Source organism: Lacrimispora sp. YZC11 (assembly GCF_057543815.1).
In genome coordinates, this window is record NZ_BAAJYQ010000016.1 from 147,477 (window position 1) to 165,811 (window position 18,335).

16 protein-coding genes are annotated in these 18,335 nt (G+C 44.9%); 14 read left to right on the plus strand and 2 right to left on the minus strand.

Annotated features, from left to right (window positions below; translation table 11 throughout):
- Nucleotides 1–6 precede the first annotated feature (6 nt).
- Nucleotides 7–717, plus strand: coding sequence for a GTP pyrophosphokinase (locus AC27IJ_RS16035; RefSeq protein WP_312445659.1), 711 nt, complete (start codon nucleotides 7–9; stop codon nucleotides 715–717).
- A gap of 43 nt (nucleotides 718–760) precedes the next feature.
- On the opposite strand, the gene AC27IJ_RS16040 is transcribed toward AC27IJ_RS16035, so the two are convergent.
- Both AC27IJ_RS16040 and AC27IJ_RS16045 read right to left on the minus strand, forming a co-directional pair.
- On the minus strand, nucleotides 761–2,026 hold the full coding sequence (locus AC27IJ_RS16040; protein ID WP_312445658.1) for a sensor histidine kinase: 1,266 nt from the start codon (nucleotides 2,024–2,026) through the stop codon (nucleotides 761–763).
- Nucleotides 2,023–2,697, minus strand: coding sequence for a response regulator transcription factor (locus tag AC27IJ_RS16045; RefSeq protein ID WP_312445657.1), 675 nt, complete (start codon nucleotides 2,695–2,697; stop codon nucleotides 2,023–2,025). Before AC27IJ_RS16045 ends, AC27IJ_RS16040 begins: the two co-directional genes overlap by 4 nt.
- A gap of 270 nt (nucleotides 2,698–2,967) precedes the next feature.
- On the opposite strand from AC27IJ_RS16045, the gene AC27IJ_RS16050 reads away from it, so the two are divergent.
- From AC27IJ_RS16050 to AC27IJ_RS16110, 13 genes are all read left to right on the plus strand, one after another.
- Nucleotides 2,968–4,056, plus strand: a complete 1,089-nt coding sequence (locus tag AC27IJ_RS16050; protein WP_312445656.1) for an S-layer homology domain-containing protein — start codon at nucleotides 2,968–2,970, stop codon at nucleotides 4,054–4,056.
- A gap of 21 nt (nucleotides 4,057–4,077) precedes the next feature.
- Nucleotides 4,078–5,859, plus strand: a complete 1,782-nt coding sequence (locus AC27IJ_RS16055; protein ID WP_312501510.1) for an efflux RND transporter periplasmic adaptor subunit — start codon at nucleotides 4,078–4,080, stop codon at nucleotides 5,857–5,859.
- A gap of 70 nt (nucleotides 5,860–5,929) precedes the next feature.
- On the plus strand, nucleotides 5,930–6,589 hold the full coding sequence (locus AC27IJ_RS16060) for an ABC transporter ATP-binding protein (RefSeq protein WP_312445865.1): 660 nt from the start codon (nucleotides 5,930–5,932) through the stop codon (nucleotides 6,587–6,589).
- Nucleotides 6,573–7,751, plus strand: a complete 1,179-nt coding sequence (locus AC27IJ_RS16065; protein ID WP_312501849.1) for an ABC transporter permease — start codon at nucleotides 6,573–6,575, stop codon at nucleotides 7,749–7,751. Before AC27IJ_RS16060 ends, AC27IJ_RS16065 begins: the two co-directional genes overlap by 17 nt.
- 132 nt (nucleotides 7,752–7,883) lie before the next feature.
- Nucleotides 7,884–8,876 carry a dipeptidase gene (locus AC27IJ_RS16070; RefSeq protein WP_312445652.1) on the plus strand — a complete coding sequence of 331 codons (993 nt, stop codon included), beginning with the start codon at nucleotides 7,884–7,886 and terminating at the stop codon, nucleotides 8,874–8,876.
- Nucleotides 8,877–8,978: 102 nt separating this feature from the next.
- A complete protein-coding gene (locus tag AC27IJ_RS16075; protein ID WP_312445651.1) occupies nucleotides 8,979–10,634 on the plus strand; it encodes a Na/Pi cotransporter family protein in 1,656 nt (551 codons plus the stop codon).
- A 44-nt stretch (nucleotides 10,635–10,678) separates the two neighbouring features.
- Nucleotides 10,679–11,368, plus strand: a complete 690-nt coding sequence (locus tag AC27IJ_RS16080) for a response regulator transcription factor (RefSeq protein ID WP_312445649.1) — start codon at nucleotides 10,679–10,681, stop codon at nucleotides 11,366–11,368.
- Between the two features lie 46 nt (nucleotides 11,369–11,414).
- Nucleotides 11,415–12,818 (plus strand): sensor histidine kinase, encoded by a 1,404-nt coding sequence (locus tag AC27IJ_RS16085; RefSeq protein WP_312445648.1) that lies wholly within the window; start codon nucleotides 11,415–11,417, stop codon nucleotides 12,816–12,818.
- Nucleotides 12,819–12,852: 34 nt separating this feature from the next.
- The gene (locus AC27IJ_RS16090) at nucleotides 12,853–13,740 is read left to right on the plus strand and encodes a DegV family protein (protein ID WP_312445647.1); all 888 of its coding nucleotides are present in this window, start codon (nucleotides 12,853–12,855) and stop codon (nucleotides 13,738–13,740) included.
- Nucleotides 13,741–13,855: 115 nt separating this feature from the next.
- Nucleotides 13,856–14,368 (plus strand): Gx transporter family protein, encoded by a 513-nt coding sequence (locus tag AC27IJ_RS16095; protein WP_312501512.1) that lies wholly within the window; start codon nucleotides 13,856–13,858, stop codon nucleotides 14,366–14,368.
- A gap of 94 nt (nucleotides 14,369–14,462) precedes the next feature.
- Nucleotides 14,463–15,992: a UDP-glucose--hexose-1-phosphate uridylyltransferase gene (gene galT, locus AC27IJ_RS16100; RefSeq protein ID WP_487149737.1), complete on the plus strand. Its 1,530-nt coding sequence runs from the start codon at nucleotides 14,463–14,465 to the stop codon at nucleotides 15,990–15,992.
- Between the two features lie 147 nt (nucleotides 15,993–16,139).
- Entirely contained in the window at nucleotides 16,140–17,003 is an 864-nt protein-coding gene (locus AC27IJ_RS16105) for a YitT family protein (RefSeq protein WP_312445642.1), read from the plus strand.
- Nucleotides 17,004–17,215: 212 nt separating this feature from the next.
- Nucleotides 17,216–18,253, plus strand: coding sequence for an ABC transporter substrate binding protein (locus AC27IJ_RS16110; RefSeq protein WP_312445640.1), 1,038 nt, complete (start codon nucleotides 17,216–17,218; stop codon nucleotides 18,251–18,253).
- Nucleotides 18,254–18,335 lie beyond the last annotated feature (82 nt).

The window sequence follows — 18,335 nt, forward strand, 5'->3', positions numbered from 1 at the left end:
ATAAGAATGAATATTAGCATGAACCCCAATAGTGAATTGAACCAGTCTATTGTGAATGTTCCCAATCTGGTTCAGGTTCCGGACCCGCTTATAAAGCAGGCATACCAGTTTCAGGAAGCAATGATGATGTATACCTGTGCCATCCGGGAGATCAAGACAAAGCTGGAGGTCTTAAACGACGAACTGTCAGTCAGGAACTCCAGAAACCCCATTGAACTGGTTAAATCCAGAGTAAAAAAGCCCATGAGCATTGTGGAAAAGCTGCAGCGCAGAGAGCTGCCGGTTTCTTTAGAATCCATGATGGAAAATCTGGATGATGTCGCGGGAATCCGCGTGATCTGCTCCTTTCTTGATGATATTTATGCGGTGGCAGATATGCTGGCCCGCCAGGACGATGTGCATATCATAGCCATTAAGGATTATATCCGCCACCCCAAAAGAAACGGATACCGCAGTTATCATATGATCGTAGAGATCCCCGTGTTCTTTTCCGACCAGAAAAAATGGATGAGGGCAGAAGTCCAGATCCGTACCATTGCCATGGATTTCTGGGCCAGCCTGGATCATCAGTTAAAATACAAAAAAGAAGTGGAAGAATATTCCCAGGAAATCAGTGACGAACTGCGGGAATGTGCGGATGTGATCGCTCAGACAGACGAAAGGATGCTGGGTATCAGAAAGAGGATTGAAGATCATGGAATGTCAGTTTCCAAATAAATAAGTGAAGGGAGCAATTGGGGAAAATCCAATTGCTCCCTTTTTAAGTTTTGCTTAAATGCTGTCGGGAAGGAAGGGGAAGGCTTACGGTAAAAACGGTTCCTGTTTCAAGGCCGCTGGTCAGGCTGATCTTTCCCTTATGGTGGTCAACAATAGTCTGTGCAATGGAAAGGCCAAGTCCATAGCCTCCTTCCTTGCGGACTCTGGATTCATCCGTCCGGTAAAACCGTTCAAAGACATGGCTCTGTTCTTTTTCAGGAATAGGGGTCCCCGTATTTTTAACAGCCAGGACGGCATAATGGGAAGATTTCTTTAATCTGACAGATACGGAACCATTTTTTCCTGCGTACTTGCAGGCATTGTCCAGGAGGATGGTGATTACCTGCTTTAACTGGACGTCCCAGCCTTCCAGGATAATGCCTGGCTCAATCTCGTTTTCCAGCTTCACCTTATTTTCAAAGGCAACGGATTCAAAAAGCAGGACTCCGTTTAATACGATGTCACTGAAGTCCATGGAAGCCTTAGCCGCCTGGGCCTGGACGGCTCCGGTATCGGAGCGGGCCAAAAAGAGAAGTTCTTCCACAAGCTGTTTCATACGTTCCGACTCTTCTTTTGTGTTGTCCAGCCATTTCTGCTGCTCCATGATGGTGCATTCTTTATGAAGGGAAAGGATCTGCAAGTTGGCCAGGATCACGGTGAGAGGTGTCTTTAATTCGTGGGATGCATCGGCAATGAACTGGTTTTGCATCCGCCATGCGTTTTCCACAGGCTTTAGCGCCAGACGGGAAAGGAAAATACTCAGGATCAAAAAAAGAAAGACTGCCGCAAAAAAGACCAGCAGACAGTAGATCAGCAGGGTCTTTAAATTATTCCGTTCATATCTTTGGTCTGCAAATACTATTTTCGTGCCCTCCGTGGAGGAAACTTTAAGGTAACGAAGGGAATAATCCTTAAGTTCCCCCTGGAGAGAACCATCAGCCTTTGCCAGCTCCACTAAGGTAGAAGCCTGATCCTTAGAAACGGTGATGTTGTTTTCTCTTATGTTTTCTATGGTGTTGCGGCTGTTTAAGGTCACCACGAAAACAGGGATAAGAGGCGGCAGATTCTTTTGAGGTCTGCGGGTGATTTCCACCTTATCCGGCAGACGGTCCGGCCGGTTATGGTCAGAGGCCTGTAAAAGAGCCATGACGGTCTGCCGCTCTATGCGTTTAAAACTGGCGTAGTAAAAGATGCCAAGAACTGTGGAAAGAATGCTGATCACAAAAACCATGTTAATCAAAACAAACCTTCTTCTTAATTTTTTTATCATGTTGTTTCCTCCAGGCGGTATCCAACCTTGCGGAGGGTGCTGATTTCTACCCTTGATCCTACAAAATGCAGTTTTTTGCGTAAAAAGGAAATGTAAGCCTCAACATTGTTATCCTCTGCGTCAGAATCACTGCCCCATACCCTTGATATGAGTGCTTCCTTTGAAACGATTCTGCCGGAATTGCTCATAAGAATTTTTAACACTTCAAATTCCTTATACCCAAGATGAATGGATTTGGAGCCGCAGCATAAATCATTGGCAGACAAATTCAGGGTCAGATCTCCGAATTTCATTTCTTCTACGATCACTTCTCCCTGACGGCGGGAGAGGGCCCGGATGCGTGCCAGCAGCTCTTCAGGGATAAACGGTTTGGTCATATAGTCATCAGCCCCCCGATCAAGTCCGTTTACTTTATCCTGAATGTCATCCCGTGCGGTCAGCAAGAGAACAGGAGTCTGTATGCGGGCTTCTCTCAGCTTTTTCACCACTTGAAAGCCGTTTTCTCCCGGAAGCATTACATCTAAAACAATGACGTCATATTCCCCGGAAAGGCCGCAGGATAAGCCGTCAGTTCCATTATACACAATATCCGCCTGGTAATGCTGTTCCTTCATAATCTGTCCCAATGCATCGGCCAGCCTTACTTCGTCTTCTACAATCAATACCTTCATGGTTCGATTCTCCTATATCTATTATTAACCTGTTGACATCTATTATAAGTTGATACTACTTATTAAGCAATCTTTCATTTGTGTAATCATAATAGATTAAGCTTAAAATAGGCTGAAATATCATAATCAGAGGCTGATTTGGTTAAGAGATTCCAGGAATTTCAAGTTAAAAACATCAAGTTTCAGGTTAATTTCAGCTTACTGTCACAAAACAGACATAAGAGCCTGTTAAAATAGGCATCAGATTTGAATGATGAGAGGAGAAACTGGATGAACAGACGGAGAATAGCGGCTTCCCTGGCTTTTGCAATGGCTGCGACGGCAGTCAGCCCCATGATAACAGAGGCATCAAGTAATTTTGATTTAAGGAAAAAGGTGATTGGAGTTTCGGGGATCATGAACACTGGGAATCTGAATTTATCAGTGACGCGGGGGGAATTTGCAAGCATGCTGGTAAACGCCTCTTCCTATCGAAGTACGGCCGGCAAAACCAGCAACACTTCCGTATTTGCCGATGTGCAAAGAAACCAGGAATATGCAGCTCAGATCCGGATCGCAGCGGAGCAGGGGTGGATGAACGGGTATCTGGGAGGAAACTTTAAACCGGATGAATCCATAACACTTCAGGAGGCGGTAAAAGGAGTTCTAGGGCTTTTGGGATATGTAAATTCCGATTTTACCGGTGACCAGTCCGGTTCCAGGCTTTCCAAATATCATTTCTTGGAATTAGATGAGAACTTAAATAAAGAGGCTTTGGAGATTCTAAATAAAGAGGATTGCATCAACTTGTTTTATAACCTGCTAAAAACAGATACAAAAGCTGGAACCATGTTTGGAAAGAGTCTGGACTGCGAATTGACAAGTGACGGTGAGATCGATCCGTTTTCAATGGTTGATAACAGCATCAAAGGACCGAAAGTTGCAAAAAGCAAGAGCAGGCTCAATTCCATTCTGCCTTTTAAGCTTAGTGATGCCAATATTTATCTTGACGGAGAACCTGTTACTAATTCCAGTGATGCAATTGACGTTTCCTTAGAAAGCACGGATGGGGTTCTGGTATATTACCATACCATTTCTAAAACTGTGTGGCTTTATACCGTGGGAAATGAAAATGAAAGCGGACGTTCTGCCGTATTCGGAGAAATCACCAACGTGGTCTATGATTCTGCGGATTTAATGACACCGGGAGCAATCATATTGGATGACGGCAACACCTACGAGCTCTCCAGCACTGAGATGAAGTTTGCATTTTCTTCCTATGGGGACCTTCGGGTAGGAGATACCGTGAATCTGATCTATACCCTGTCTGTAGACAAAGAAGGAAATGAGACCCGGACTGTCATTGATTATATAGAATAGAAGATAACAGGAGAAGCCGGAATGAAAAAAATCATTCAAAAATTATTTTCAAAAGAAAAAAGAAAAGGCCGGATAAAGGGAAAAAAAGTTTTGATTTTTCTGATCATAATCCTTGCGGTGCTGGCAGGTGTAATGGCGGCTGCAGCCTTAAAAAAGTCAAAGGCAGCATCAGCCACTTCAAAAAGCATAAGAACTGCAAATGTAACAAAGCGGGATATTGTTTCTGAACTATCCTCCTCCGGAACCATTTCTCCCCAGAATACCTATGACATAACCTCTTTGGTTGAAGGAGAAGTCATTGCAGCAGACTTTGAGGAGGGAGACGAGGTAGAAAAAGGACAGATCCTCTATCAGATCGACACATCATCCATGGAATCAGAGATGACATCTGTAAACAACAACCTGTCCAGAGCCCAGGAAAATTATGAAACCGCATTGGATGATTATAATTCTGCTTTAGGTGATTACAGCGGAAACACCTATAAATCCACAGAGAGCGGATACATAAAATCGCTTTCCATTAAGGAAGGGGATAAAGTTGGAAACAATACGGAAATTGCTTCCATCTACGATGATAAGGCCATGAAAATCAAGCTTCCGTTCCTTTCCGCAGAGGCAGCTCAGATAGGAGCCGGACAGGCGGCAGTTTTGACCCTTACCGATACGGGAGAACAGGTCCAGGGTGTGGTCACTTCTGTCAGTAATATGGATGTAACCTTAACAGGCGGGCGCATTGTCCGTTATGTTACCATTGAAGCTGCAAATCCAGGTGGTCTTACCACAGAGACCCCGGCAACGGCAGCGGTAGGCGATTTTGTGTGCAGTGTGGAAGCAACGTTTGAGCCAAAACTTGAGACGACCATGAAAGCTGATTTATCTTCCAACGTGGAGGTTGGAACCCTGCTGGTTCATGAAGGGGACTATGTTACAAAGGGCACTCCTGTTTTTACAATGGAAAGTAAGTCTGCGGATAAGCTGATACGCACTTATAAAGATACCATGGAAAAGGCCCAGGAAACCCTGGAAGGAGCAAAAAGCAAGCTGGAGAGCACCCAGAATAATTATGATAACTATACCATTACCGCTCCTATATCCGGAAAGGTCATTACAAAAACCGTGAAGGCGGGAGATAAGATTGCCAAAAGCTCCAGCGGAAGCACAACGCTGGCAGTCATATACGATATGTCCGCCTATACGTTTAAAATGTCTGTGGATGAATTGGACGTAAAGTCCGTTAAAGTAGGCCAGGAAGTAAACATTACGGCAGATGCCGTAACCGGTAAAACCTTTTCCGGAACAGTTACCAATGTCAGCCTGGAGAGTTCTACTTCCAACGGTGTTACCAATTATCCGGTTACTGTCACCTTAAATGACGGTATGGATGAGCTTCTCCCCGGCATGAACGTAGATGGAGTGATCATTCTGGATAAAGTGGCCGATGTCCTTGCGGTGCCGGCCGATGCGCTGATGCGGGGAAACCAGGTCTATGTAAAGGATGATTCGGTGAAGGAGCCCCAGGGGAACATTCCTGCAGGCTTTCGGGCGGTAGAAGTTACCACAGGCCTGATCAATGATGATTATGTGGAAATTACCAGCGGATTGGAAGAGAACCAGGAGGTCTACGTTGCACAAACCACTGTAGGCACCTCAACGAATATTATGATGCCGGGAGGCATGGGCGGCGTAACCGTAGCCCCAGGCGGCTCCGGCTCCGGTTCCGGTACCAGGTGGCGCAGCGACGGCAGCGGCGGAGGTTCCGGCAGTGGAAACCGCAGCGCAGGCAGTGGCGGTCCCCAGCCCTAAGGCCGCAAGGAGGTTGTAAAGCGTGGAAAATACCTTGATTGAATTAAAGGATATATATAAAGTATACCAGATGGGAGAGGAAGAGGTCCGTGCAAACAACGGAGTGTCCTTAACCATTTGCCACGGGGAATTCGTGGCTATTGTAGGAAAGTCGGGAAGCGGAAAATCCACGCTCATGAATATTATAGGCGCACTGGATGTTCCCACGTCAGGAGAATATCTTCTGGGCGGTGAAGATGTGGGCAGGATGTCGGATAACCAGCTGGCCGGGATACGGAATAAGATGATTGGCTTTATCTTCCAGCAGTACAATCTGCTTCCCAGACTGAATCTTCTTGAAAATGTGGAACTGCCCCTGTTATATTCAGGGGTAGGATCCAATGAACGGAACAAACGTGCCATGGCCTCTCTGGAACGGGTAGGTCTGGGGGAAAAATGGAAAAATTTTCCCAACCAGCTTTCCGGGGGCCAGCAGCAGAGGGCTTCCATTGCAAGGGCGCTGGCAGGAGATCCCTCCCTGATTCTGGCCGATGAGCCTACGGGGGCTCTGGATTCAAAAACCAGCCGGGAAGTCCTTAACTTCTTAAAAAAGCTGAACGATGAAGGGAATACCATCGTCATGATCACCCATGACAGCGCCATTGCACGGGAAGCCAGGCGGGTGATCCGGGTACACGATGGTAAGATTAATTTCGATGGAGACGTAAATGAATATTCTGCAATCCTTTAAAATGGCTTTAAAGAGCATCTGGGGCAATAAGATGCGTTCCTTTCTCACCATGCTTGGAATCATTATCGGCGTGGCATCGGTCATCATTCTGGTGAGCCTTGTAAACGGACAAATGTCCTATATGACGGAACAGTTTACCAGCATGGGTACCAACCAGATTAATGTAAACGTAACCAATCTTTCATCCAGGACAGTAACCGTGGATCAGATGTATCAATTTTATGAAGACAATAAAAATCTTTTTTCTCAGATGACGCCAAGGGTTTCCGTGTCCTCTACTTTAAAAAATGGTACAGAATCCCTGACCAATACTACGGTATCCGGTGTCAGCGAGGAATATCTGGAAATGAAGGATCAGACCCTGGATTCAGGACGGTTTCTCCAGTATTCCGATATCATATCCAGGCAAAAAGTTTGTGTTGTAGGTTATTATGTGGCCTGGGAGTTATATGGAGGAGCAGAAAAAGCAATTGGCCAGACCATAAAAATAAACGGTTATGCTTACCAGATCGTTGGCGTGGTTTCCAGACAAGATGAGGATGAGCTTAAGGACGGCGGTTCAGACGACGTGTTGTACCTCCCCTACAGCAGTGCCGCCAAGATGAACAATACTGCCGACATAAACAGCTATATCTTTGCCACCGCCGACATGGACCATTCCGCAGAGGCCAAGGAGGCCATCAACACCTTTCTTTATGGAATTTTCAAGGACGAGGACCTGTACCGGATTACTGCTATGAGTGAGCTTTTAAACTCCTTAAATTCCATGATGTCCATGATGTCCATGATGCTTGGCGGAATCGCCGGGATCTCCCTTTTAGTTGCCGGAGTTGGAGTCATGAATATCATGCTGGTGTCGGTAACAGAACGTACCAGGGAAATCGGGATCAGGAAGGCGCTGGGGGCAAAAAAACGCAACATCATGCAGCAGTTTGTTATAGAAGCCGCAGTTACCAGCTCTCTTGGCGGGGTCGTTGGTATCCTGGTGGGTTCCGTGGCAACCACTATCATTGGAACTGCCATGGGTATGAATGCAACTCCAACACCTGGTGCCGTCATGGTATCCTTCAGCGTATCCGTAGGAATTGGCCTTTTGTTTGGTTATATGCCTGCCAGAAGGGCTGCCGATTTAAATCCCATTGACGCTCTGCGAAGTGAGTAAAAAATGAACATTTTCTTGCAAATATGTCATATTGGTGATACTATTTGCATAGTTACCAAAGGAGTAGCTCATTTTTGGGCTGCTCCTTTTGCGTAGAGTAAATTCAGTGGATTATGAGAAAGGGAAGAAATTATGAAGGTTGTTGATATGCACTGTGATACCATTTCAGAGCTTTTTTACCGGAAAGAAGAGGGAAAAGTCTTTTCCATCTTAAAGAATGATTGTCATATTGACTTAGAGCGCATGAAAAAAGGAGATTACTGTTTACAGAACTTTGCCTTGTTTACAAATCTCGCCAGGCAGGAACATCCTTTTGAATATTGTATGAAGCTTGTTGACCTCTTTTATACGGAGCTGGAAAAATATGAAGATATCATTGGCATTGTAAAAAGCTACAGGGACATTGAGGAGAATCGGAAAAATGGGAAGATGTCTGCTATGCTCACCATAGAAGAAGGGGCCGTCTGTCAGGGGGAACTGGCATTCTTAAGGGATTTTTACCGGTTGGGAGTCCGTATGGCGACCCTTACCTGGAACTATAAAAATGAACTGGGGCATCCCAACCGTATCTGGGAGGAAAACGGAGAGGCCTTTTTTGAACCGGAGAAGGAGCATGGGCTTACGGAAAAGGGAATCGCATTTGTTCAGGAGATGGAAAGACTGGGGATGGTTATCGATGTGTCCCATTTGTCAGATGCCGGGATAGAAGACGTGTTCCGTTATACGGAAAAACCATTTGTGGCCAGTCATTCCAATGCCAGAACCATTGCTTCCAATCCCAGGAACTTAACGGATGATATGATAAAAAAGCTTTCAGAACGGGGAGGCGTCACCGGAATCAATTATTGCGCTGATTTTCTTCATGACTGGAAGAAGGGAGAAGGAGCCTTAAGCCGGGTGGAAGATATGGTTTCCCATATGAAACATATAAAGAAGGTGGGAAGCATCCAGTGCATTGGGCTTGGATCGGATTTTGACGGAATCGGGGGAAATTTAGAAATGAAATCTCCGGAAGACTTACCACTTTTAGAAGCTTATATGAAAAAAGAAGGATTTTCGGAAAGTGAAATCGAGGCAGTTTTTTATGGAAATGTCCTTCGGGTCTATAAGGAGATTTTACAATAAGACAAAAATTTACATAAATTTTACATTAATGTGCATATTTCTTTACATAGATTTGATATAGTGTTTACAAAAATGTATTATCATGAAAAAGTGGAGGATGCTATGTCAATCGAAGATTTACAAATGCTATTTAAATTCATCGGGGGACTGGGGATGTTCCTTTATGGAATGGATGCCATGGCCGATGGGCTTCAGAAATCAGCTGGCCATAAAATGCAGCAGCTTTTAGGAGTTCTGACCAGCAACCGGCTCATGGGTGTTCTTTTGGGTACGGGAATTACCGCCATCATCCAGAGCAGTTCGGCAACCACAGTCATGGTGGTAGGCTTTGTAAATGCCGGGATCATCAATTTACAGCAGGCCGTTGGCATCATTATGGGCGCCAATATTGGAACCACCGTTACCAGCTGGATCGTATCCATGAGTGAATGGGGAGAGATGATGAAGCCCGAGTTTTTTGCTCCGGCACTGGTAGGCGTAGGCGCTGTTTTAAGCCTTTTTACCGGAAGCGGAAAGAAAAAACAAATCGGAGAAATCCTGGTAGGCTTTGGTGTGCTGTTTATAGGCCTTACGTTCATGTCGGATTCCATTACTCCTTACCGGAACGCACCTATTTTCAGCCAGGCCTTTTCCATTATGGGGAGAAATCCTTTCCTTGGAATTTTAGCAGGCCTTGTTGTTACCGGCATCATCCAAAGCTCCTCAGCATCTGTGGGGATTTTACAGACTCTGGCCCTCAATGGAATTGTAAATTGGCAGTCAGCGATTTTCATCACTTTAGGACAGAATATCGGTACCTGTGTAACCGCTCTGCTTTCCAGCGTGGGAGCTAACAAAACGGCAAAGCGTGCCGCTGTCATTCATCTTCTCTTTAATGTGGTCGGTGCTGTTATTTTCGGTTGCATCATGTTTGTAGTGTTTAAACTGAATCCGGTTTTCGCGGCTTCACGAATCAGCAGTGTGGGAATATCCATTTTTCATACCATATTTAATGTGAGCAATACCATTATTTTATTCCCCTTTGCCGGACTTTTGGTGAAGGCTTCAGGGTTCTTTATCCGGGAGGATAAAAAGGAAGCTCCAATGGATTCTGATACCCAGATGAAGCGTCATCTGGATGACAGAATTTTAGAAACTCCTTCCTTTGCTATTGAAAATGTAAACCATGAAGTTGTAAGCATGGGAAATGCTGCCATGGAAAACTTAGACTTAGCGGCTGCCGCTCTTCTTGGCAACAGCAGGACAGAGGCAAAGCTTGTGGAAAAAATGGAACAGAAAATCAATGATTATGAAAAGATACTCACAGATTATCTGATAAAAATCAACAACCAGTCCTTAAACGAGGAACAGCATCTTCTGGTTAAAAACTTATTTTATACGATCAGCGATTTTGAGCGGGTCAGCGATCACTGTGAGAACTTATCAGAACTGGCAGTAGAAAAAACCAACCGTAACATCATTTTTTCAAAGGAAGCAGAAAATGAAATCAAGGAAATGCTTAAAGAGGTTCGTTCCTCTTTGGAGCATGCCATAAAAGCCAGGAAGACTGGAGACATGTCCGAGGTCCGTGCAGTGAACCAATGCGAAGAACGTGTAGACAGCCTGGAAGAAGAATTAAGAGAACGTCATATCGAACGGTTATCCGCTCAAACCTGCAAGCCGGAAAACGGAGTCATCTTTTTGGATGCACTGAGCAATCTGGAACGTATTTCAGATCATGCCCATAATATTGCAGGGTATGTGAGGGATGAAATGTAATAGAAAGCGGCATGACTTTTTCTTCGTGAAGGAAAGGAGAATGTATGGAACGTATCTATGTAATTGAAGACGATGACAACATCAGGGACTTAATTAAAATAGCCTTGGAAGGTTTTGGCTATGAAGTATCTGCTTTTGAAATGGCAGAGGATGCCTTAAGGCATATCGAGTCAGACAAGCCGTCGCTGGCTGTGTTTGATCTGATGCTTCCCGGTATGGATGGACTGACAGCTATTCGAAGAATTCGGAAAAATGAGTCTTTAAAAGATATTCCCGTTCTTATTTTGACGGCGAAAGACAGGGAGTTTGATAAGGTGGCAGGACTTGACGGGGGAGCCGACGATTATATGACAAAGCCCTTCGGAGTCATGGAGCTTGCCGCCAGGATCCGAAGCCTTTTGCGGCGCAGCACCAGGGGAGAGGCGAACTCAAACGAACTGAATCAGTATTGCCTAAGTTTAAATAAAAAAACAAGAGAGGTCTATTGTGACGGCGTCAAGGTTGAACTGACGTTAAAGGAGTTTGAGCTTTTACAGTATTTAATGGAGAACCATAATAAGGTCGTAACCAGAGATGAGCTTTTAAACCATATCTGGGGATATGATTACGATGGGGAGACCAGAACCCTGGACATGCATATCCGTACACTCCGGCAAAAGCTGGGAGAAAACGGCGGTTCCTGCATCAAGACGATCCGCGGCGTAGGCTATCGTTTTATTAAGACGGAGGAGTAAGGAAATCATTGATAGCCTGGCTATATGCCGCAGAATGAGGGAATCTATGAGAAGCGTGATCTTTAAAAAATTTATTCAGATCATTTTGGTAGTGCTGATACTCAGCAGTTCTGTTTTTTATATTGCCTCCAGCAGCGCAATGCTTAAAAATTCCAGAAAAGATATGACCTATACGCTGAGAGCCTTAGATGAGGTCCTGGATTATTCCGGTAATCTTGTTGGAGAAATAGGAGACTTAAAGCAGACACTCAGCGAAAATGAAAGCCGTTTTACAATTATACGCATGGATGGAAGTATTGTGGTCGATACTGGGAATGTACCGGCCGCTTCCCTGGATAATCATCTGGACAGGGAAGAAGTGAAGGAAGCTCTTGCAGAGGGGGTCGGCACAGCCAGACGCTATTCCGAGACCCTTAAGGAAAATATGCTTTATGTAGCAATCCGCTCTTCACGGGCGGATTATATTCTTCGTATGGCAATTCCCTATTCCGGCATGAAAGAATATTTAATGCTGTTGTTGCCTTCGATCTGGCTCAGTTTTCTGATGGCTATTATGTATTCCGCATTTTCGGCGGACAGCTTTTCAAAATCCATCACAAGACCGTTAAAGGAAATTTCCCAGGAGATGTTAAAAGTAAACGGGGATTATACAGACCTCTCCTTTGAAACCTACCAGTATCCGGAAATTAATATTATTGCGGAAACGACTAGGTCAATGTCTAAAAATATAAAGGAATATTTAAACCAGATTGAGCTGGAAAAACAGATCCGCCAGGAATTTTTCAGCAATGCTTCCCATGAGCTGAAAACTCCCATAACATCGGTTCAAGGGTATGCGGAGCTTCTGGAGAGCGGGATCTTTCAGGATGAAGAACAAAAGATTGATTTTATAAGGCGCATCAAAAAAGAAGCAGTCAATATGAATCACCTCATCAATGACATCCTTATGATCTCCCGGCTTGAGGCAAAAGAGGCAGAGGTTTTAAAAAATGATGTGCGTCTGTCCATTCTTTTAGACGATATCGTCGAATCCTTAAAACCGCTGGCTGCATCCCATGAAGTTATCGTCCATGTAGACTGTAAGCCCCTTTGTATTTATGCCAATGGACAGCAGATGAAGGAGCTTTTCGGGAATCTTATAAGCAACGCGGTAAAATACAATAAGGCCGGCGGTCAGGTATGGATCACGGTGACAGAAGAGGACCGCAATGTGATTATCCGTGTAAAGGATAATGGAATGGGTATCCCAAAAGAATCTTTAAACCGTATTTTTGAGCGGTTTTACCGGGTGGACAAGGGGCGGAGCAAAAAGCAGGGTGGGACCGGCCTGGGGCTTTCCATTGTGAAGCACATTGTAAATTTCTATCATGGTACCATTACCGTTCGCTCAGAACTTGATGTGGGAACGGAATTTGTCGTAAAGATTCCAATTCAGGAAAAAATATGTTAATATTGATTCAGTAAATGATAGGAGGTGTGCAGATATGGGAAGTTTTGTTTTAACCTGCTGTTCTACGGTAGATATGAAGAAAGAATTTTTTGAGCAGCGCCAGATTCCCTATGTGTGTTTTCACTATACAATGGATGGCGTTACCTATCCGGATGACCTTGGGCAGAGCATTCCTTTTCCTGAGTTTTATGACCGGATCGCCAAAGGTGCGGCCCCTGTAACTTCCCAGGTAAATGTGGAAGAATATTGTGATTTTTTTGAACCATTTTTAAAGGAAGGCAAGGATATTTTGCATCTCACCCTTTCCTCCGGCATTTCGGGAACCCACAATTCTGCATGCGTAGCCATGGAGGAAATGAGCTCCAGATATCCGGAAAGAAAGATCGTCATTGTGGATTCACTTGGAGCTTCTGCAGGCTATGGACTTCTAACCGATGCAGCGGCAGACTTAAGGGATAAGGGTGTTTCCCTGGAAGAAGCGAGAGAGTGGGTGGAGAATAACAAGCTATTCGTGCATCACTGGTTTTTCTCCACGGATTTGACCAGCTTTAAACGGGGAGGCAGGATTTCAGCCACATCCGCGATGCTTGGCACTGTGCTTAACATCTGCCCTCTTATGAGCATTGACGACAAGGGGCATTTGATTCCCAGGCAGAAGATCCGTACCAAAAAGAAGGCAATCCAGGAGATTGTAAACACAATGGAAGCTCATGCGGACGGAGGTAGAGATTACGCCGGGAAATGCTTTATCTCTTATTCCGCCTGTGAACATGATGCCAGGGAAGTGGCGGCCCTGGTGGAGGAACGATTCCCCAGGCTTTCCGAAAAGGTGCAGTTAAACAGCATTGGCACTGTCATCGGTTCCCATACCGGGCCTGGTACTGTGGCATTATTTTTCTGGGGTGACAAAAGAATGAATTAGTTTTTCTCCCGGAGAGCATTTTCCTGATAATGAGGATGCTCTCCGGGATTTTCTTTTACATAAATACCAAAGTATGATAAGATAGAGGCTGAATGCAGGAAAAAGGAGAGCTCTTATGAAAGGAAAAAATTCAGCACATGTGGCAGCGTTGTACGGGATGCTGATTGCACTGGCCTTTGTTCTCAGCTTTATAGAAACCCTGATTCCCATTTCTCTTGGAATACCGGGGGTAAAGCTGGGGCTTGCCAATCTGGTCACGGTTGTGGGGCTCTATACGGTCGGGACAGGCGGAACAGTTATGATTTCTCTTTTGAGGATCGTTCTTACCGGATTTACCTTTGGAAACCTGTTTGCCATGCTCTACAGTCTGGGAGGCTGGAGCTTAAGCCTTCTTCTAATGGTTCTTTGCAGGAGAAAAAACTGGATCGGTACAACGGGAATCAGTATTCTGGGCGGTGTGGGTCATAACATCGGACAGGTTTGCGTGGCAGCCCTTGTGGTCAAGCAGGCCGGGGTGTTTTTTTATCTTCCCATGCTTCTGGTAGCAGGTACAGCCGCCGGACTTATCATAGGGATCCTGGGCGGCATGATCATTAGCCGGATCAGTAATTTCATAAAAAAAATGTAATAAAAACAAAATATATTATATTGTTTTACCGCTTTTAGAAAGGTATAATTGGATAGGTATATAAGGAGAAAAAGAAACCAGGAGGAACACCACAATGATTTATGAGACAATAAAGAAACTGGTACAATACGGACTTAACACAGGCTTGATCGAGGAAACGGACCGGTTTTATGCCCTTAACCAGATCCTTGATGTAATGATGATGGACGAGTATGAGGAACCGTCAGGAGAATGGGGCGGCAGGAAAGAGGAAATTGATCTGGAAGCTGTGTTACAGGAATTGCTTGATTATGCCTGCCAGGCTGGAATCATAGAAGAAGACAGTGTTACATACCGGGATTTGTTTGATACAAAGCTGATGAATTGCCTGATGCCAAGGCCAAGTGAAGTGGAAAAAACGTTCTGGGATCTGTATCAGAACCAGTCACCTCATGCTGCAACCGGATATTATTATAAACTGAGCCAGGATTCCGATTATATCAGGCGTTATCGGATCAAAAAGGATATGCGGTGGGTGACTCCTGTCAAATACGGAGATTTGGATATTACGGTGAACTTATCAAAGCCTGAAAAGGATCCCAAGGCCATTGCCGCCGCAAAGCTTGTAAAACAAAGTGGTTATCCCAAATGCCAGCTTTGCATGGAAAATGAGGGCTTTGCGGGAAGAACCAACCATCCGGCCAGAAATAATCACAGGATCATTCGTCTTAAAATTAACAATAGCCAATGGGGCTTTCAGTATTCCCCCTATGTTTATTATAACGAGCACTGTATCGTTTTCAACGGACAGCATATCCCTATGAAGATAGAGAGAGAGACCTTTGTAAAGCTGTTTGATTTTGTAAAACTGTTTCCACACTATTTTCTTGGTTCCAATGCGGATCTGCCAATTGTAGGAGGCTCCATCCTTTCCCATGATCATTTCCAGGGAGGAAATTATGATTTTGCCATGGCAAAGGCTCCCATGGAGAGTTGTTTCCTGATGGAAGGATATGAAGGAGTGGAAGCCGGAATTGTGAAATGGCCCATGTCTGTGCTGCGTACCAGAAGCAAAAACCCGGAGGACTTAATCGCCCTTGGGACAAAGGTTCTCGATGCATGGAGAGCTTATACGGATGAAGAAGCCTTTATCTTTGCGGAAACTGACGGAGAGCCTCATAACACCATTACCCCCATTGCCAGAATGCGGGATGGAGTATACGAGCTTGACCTGGTCTTAAGAAACAATATCACCACAGAAGAATTCCCCCTTGGCGTTTACCACCCACACCAGGAGCTTCATCACATCAAGAAGGAGAATATCGGCTTAATTGAAGTCATGGGATTGGCAGTCCTGCCTTCCAGGTTAAAGGAAGAGCTGAACCTGCTGGCTCAGTGCATTGTGGAAGGGAAAAGCATAAGAGATGTAGAAACCATTGAGAAGCACGCAGATTGGGCGGAGGCTTTCCTTGGAAAATATGAAGAAGTGACAAAAGAAAATGTGGATGAAATTCTAAAGAAGGAAGTTGGCCTGGTATTTGAACGGGTTTTGGAGGATTCGGGCGTATACAAATGCGATGAGCAGGGACGTAATGGGTTTGGGCGGTTCCTTGCCAGTGTCGGATTTACTCCTTGTTCACAATAGAAAGACTGTGAGAATATCAGACGGAATTGTGTTTGTAATTACCGCCCCTTTGAGGTATAGTCGAGTGGGAGTGAAAGGAAACTATAAATTCACTCAAAATCGTACAGAACCGGCTTAAAGGAGCCGGAGGGAGATAGACAAACAGTCATGAAGCAGATAGAAAACAAAACACTGAGAACGCTTGCAGAGTATGGACTGATCACGTTCAGCATCTGGATTATGGTAGTGGGGATTTATTTCTTCAAATTCCCCAATAATTTTGCATTCGGAGGTGTCACAGGGTTTGCGACGGTTATCAGTGCATTAACCCATTGGTCGGCCAGTGAATTCACAACCATTGTGAATTCAGTTTTACTGGTGGCTGGCTTTCTCTTCCTGGGACGGAACTTTGGGATTAAGACGGTTTACGCCACCCTCATGATGTCCGTATTTCTTTACTTTTTGGAACGGCTGTATCCTATTACAAGGCCACTTACCAAGGAACCACTTTTGGAATTGATCTTTGCGATTCTATTGCCAAGCGTAGGCTCTGCGCTCCTTTTTAACACCGGAGCTTCCAGCGGGGGAACGGATATTATCGCCATGATACTGAAACGGTACACCAGTCTTAACATAGGAACCGTGCTTTTGCTGGTGGATTTAGCGGGGGTCATTCTTGCCTACTTTGTATTCGGACCGGAGACAGGGCTGTTCTCTTCTCTTGGTTTAATGGCTAAATCCCTTGTCATCGGTGATGTCATCGAGAATATCAACTTATGCAAGTGCTTCAGCATCATCTGTGATGACCCGGCGCCCATCTGCGATTATATCATACACGGACTTAACCGGAGCGCCACCGTTTACGAGGCACAGGGCGCTTTCAGCCATCATAAAAAGACAGTTATCCTGACGACCATGAAACGTTCTCAGGCACTTAAGCTTAAAAATTATATACGTACTGTAGAACCAACTGCATTTATACTGATATCCAATTCCAGTGAGATTATAGGAAAAGGATTTCTTACCAATTAAAAAAAACCGGAGAATACAAGTTCTCCGGTTTTTTTAATGAACAGAGCAGGTGATAGGACTTCTGATATCGTCATTTTTTACAAAAATGCACTTTAGCGCTTTAAAAACACATAAAATTAAAGCAATAAAATTGACGGCATGTCTTTTTTGTAGTATGATACGAATTAAGTTCCAAAAAGGACGAAATTTTGGAAGGAAGAGGAGAGAAGATTATGAAGAAATCAGCAAAAGTTTTATCACTGTTTCTTGCTGGCGCTATGATAATGTCTTTATCAGCATGCGGCAGCAAAGCACCGGATACGGCGACCTCGGCACCGGAAACCACAGCTGCGGCGGAAAAGACAAGCGAAGCGGCAGAAACCACGGCAGAAAAGACAGCAGATGGAAAGCAGTTTAAAATCGGGGTTCTCCAGCTTGTACAGCATGCAGCCTTAGATGCAACCAATAAGGGCTTTATCCAGGCACTTGATGATGCAGGTCTTAACTATACCGTTGACCAGCAGAACGCCTCCGGCGACCAGCCTACGTGCCAGACCATTGCCAGCAAGCTGGTTAATGACAAAGATGATTTGATCCTTGCCATCGCAACACCGGCAGCTCAGGCTATGGCAGGAGCCACAAGCGATATCCCGATTCTGGTGACAGCGGTCACTGATCCGGCATCCTCAGATTTGGTTGAAAGCAACGATAATCCAGGTGGAAACGTAAGCGGAACCTCTGATTTAACTCCTGTGAAAGAGCAGATGTCCTTATTAAAAAAGATTCTCCCTGATGCAAAAACTGTGGGAATCCTTTTCTGTTCTGCAGAATCCAACTCTGAGATCCAGGCCAAGATGGCAAAAGACGCAATTGAAGCGGAAGGCATGACAGCAGTGGAGTACACCGTATCAAACTCCAACGAGATCCAGACGGTTGTTACGTCCATGGTAGGCAAGGTAGATGCTCTCTATGCTCCCACCGATAATACCATTGCCGCAGGTATGGCAACCGTGAGCATGGTAGCAAATGAAAACGGCATTCCGGTAATTTGCGGAGAAGAAGGCATGGTAAAGGCAGGCGGTCTTGCTACATACGGCATTGATTATTATGAACTTGGTTATTTAACCGGACAGCAGGCAGTGAAGATCCTGAAAGAGGGTGCGGATATCTCCAAGATGCCCATTGAATACCTTCCTTCTGATAAGTGCAAGCTGACTGTTAACGAGGAAACTGCAAAGACTCTTGGAATTGATGTTTCCAACCTTAAGTAAACAGATATAAACAGGAATGAACGGCAGGCGGGGCCCATTTGACTGGCCCGCCTGTCATCCATAGATGCTTTACATAAAGGAT